This window comes from Actinomyces ruminicola, assembly GCF_900103885.1.
In the GTDB taxonomy this organism is placed as follows: domain Bacteria; phylum Actinomycetota; class Actinomycetes; order Actinomycetales; family Actinomycetaceae; genus Actinomyces; species Actinomyces ruminicola.
The window spans coordinates 1-2,084 of record NZ_FNIM01000035.1 but is presented as its reverse complement, the minus strand read 5'-3'; the positions used below and the strand labels follow the sequence as shown (position 1 = coordinate 2,084).

Annotated in this window: 3 protein-coding genes; 2 read left to right on the top strand and 1 reads right to left on the bottom strand. The window is 64.3% G+C overall.

Annotated features, from left to right (window positions below; all coding sequences use genetic code 11):
* Positions 1-975 precede the first annotated feature (975 nt).
* Positions 976-1,332: a nuclear transport factor 2 family protein gene (locus BLR49_RS12875; protein ID WP_092538246.1), complete on the bottom strand. Its 357-nt coding sequence runs from the start codon at positions 1,330-1,332 to the stop codon at positions 976-978.
* Here BLR49_RS12875 and BLR49_RS13380 point away from each other — a divergent pair, their 5' ends adjacent.
* The gene (locus BLR49_RS13380) at positions 1,333-1,470 is read left to right on the top strand and encodes a hypothetical protein (protein WP_176760817.1); all 138 of its coding nucleotides are present in this window, start codon (positions 1,333-1,335) and stop codon (positions 1,468-1,470) included. It abuts the gene before it with no gap.
* 96 nt (positions 1,471-1,566) lie between these two features.
* Entirely contained in the window at positions 1,567-1,875 is a 309-nt protein-coding gene (locus BLR49_RS12870; RefSeq protein WP_092538244.1) for a YgjV family protein, read from the top strand.
* The last annotated feature ends 209 nt before the right edge of the window (positions 1,876-2,084 follow it).

The window sequence follows — 2,084 nt, the reverse complement described above, 5'->3', positions numbered from 1 at the left end:
CAAACAAAACAAAAACCAAACAAAGAAACCAACAAAAAACACCAACCAAAACAAACAAACACGACACACTATCGAGATCCCAAACAACACACCCATGAGAGCCCTGCCGCCCCTGAAGGAGCAGCGCCTCTCTCAAGGCACCGGAGTAGATTAGCCGGGCCATTCGGAACCCGTCAAGCCCAAGATCAGTGATCCTGCTCTCTTCGGAATTCCTCACTCGACGTCGGTGACGTCGAACGAACCGGAATCCGCTTCGGACTGCCGCTCGCGCCCGAAGGCGGTTGCGGCGGCGGGGAGTACTTTACGCATACCGCCTTCGGCCACGTCAAACTCGGCGGCAGTGACCTCCGGCACCCCACACGTCCGTCGCCTCCCATCACGACGACGCAAGCGAGAGACAGGCAGACGAGTATTCCCGACCTCCCGCGCCTGAGGACGCACCTGGGCGCGTAAACGCCCGTGATTCGGGATAACGTCAGCACATGGGTACCCCGATTTCGCGTCCAGGCTGTGAGCGCTACGTCGTGGACTACGACTGGTTGTGGCAACGGCAGGATCCTACGGCGGCGGCAACGCTGAGGGTGTCGGTCTCACACGCGACGCCACAGGTGGCAGCACAGGCGTTGTGTCGGTTGCTCGAGTCGCTCCCGAGCGATGCTGGGGGAGTACGCGGGTCAGGAGGATGGGCGGTGTACCCGGTGGCCGGCAATCCGTGTGCACTGGATCTTGTATCCGGCGGCCAGGACGTGGCCGACGGTATCCAGGCCGGCGCGGACGCCGTCTTCGACGCCTTGGCGCCGGTTGACGGCATTGGGCTGACCTGGCACCAAGTCACCACCGAGGCCGTACCCAGCTCGATTCCGGGCCCGCACCCATGCTTGCCAGAGGAACGCCTGCCGGAGGCATGAGCCGGCGGCCGACGCGACTCTTCGCTCCAGCCGGACAAACGCGTGCAGCCGGAGTCGGCGCCAAGGTCTACGGGCGTCCCAGGAAGAACTCCCACTCGCGCCGGATCAGACCGTCTTCGACGTCGAACACTTCCAGGGACCGTTCGCCGAGCTCGTCGACCAGCACTGCGGCAATCCGACCCCGCCGATGATCGACCATGGTCTCCACACAACGAAACTTGGTGGCGGCACCGTCGTAGGCGGATCTAATCGCCTGCAAGTACGCCTCTCTTCCAACGACCCGGCGCTCGCGGCCGACATCTATCAGGCTCCACTCGACTTGCGGGTGCAAGAATCCAGCGTAGGTGCGCCAATCCCTCGCGTTCTCGACCGCGAAGAACTGCCTCAGTAGCCGCTCCAGCTCACGGCTTGATGCTGCCTCCACATGCTGATCCTATCGGTCGAGTGCAGCCGCGGATCCGCCCTTGTGCCACCATGGCGGTTCGACGGCGGCACGGCTGCGGTAGGCGGTGAGCAGCTGCGGGTGGGCCGCCTGGCCGACCGGATCGAGCTTGCGCACTGACGGCACCCCGGATAGCCTCTAACGCCCCGGCAGCGAGGCGTTCAGACTCGACCAGTGCGCGAAGCATTGACCAGCCGGGCAGGTCCAGGAGCATACGTGGACACTCGCACATTCCTTGAGATCGTCGGATGGATCGGTTCCGGTCTCGTTGTCATCTCCCTGGTGGTCGCCAATCAGCGCACTTTCCGCAGCCTCAACCTCACCGGGTCGCTCATCGCCACTGCCTACAACATGATTCTCGGTGTCTGGCCGGCCGTCGGCATGAACGCCACGATTGCGCTCATCGACTTGTACTGGCTGCTCCGCCTACGGCGTCGTCCCTTGCGCCGGATCCCCGGAGCGGGAATCGCCGCCGAGCCCGGAGCGCCGCGTCGCACCTTGGACGACTCGCTTTCACTCGACTGATTCCGCGGGCACAGCGGCTGCGGCAAGCCTCGCGGCGGCGTCGATCGACGGACGCCCGCCGCGGCCCACCCGTTGGAGGCGCATGGGCTGCGGCGGCAGGCGCGGAATTCACCGCGGCGGTCAAGTCTCTTGGTGTGGTGTAGATCTGGTTATGCGGTGATGGCCATGATGGGGTGGGTGGTTTCGGCTTGTTCGTGGAGGATCCGTGT

Excerpts from the sequence above, each read along its gene's own strand:
- BLR49_RS13380 (WP_176760817.1), top strand. The coding sequence starts at position 1,333 with ATGCTGATCCTATCGGTCGAGTGCAGCCGCGGATCCGCCCTTGTGCCA.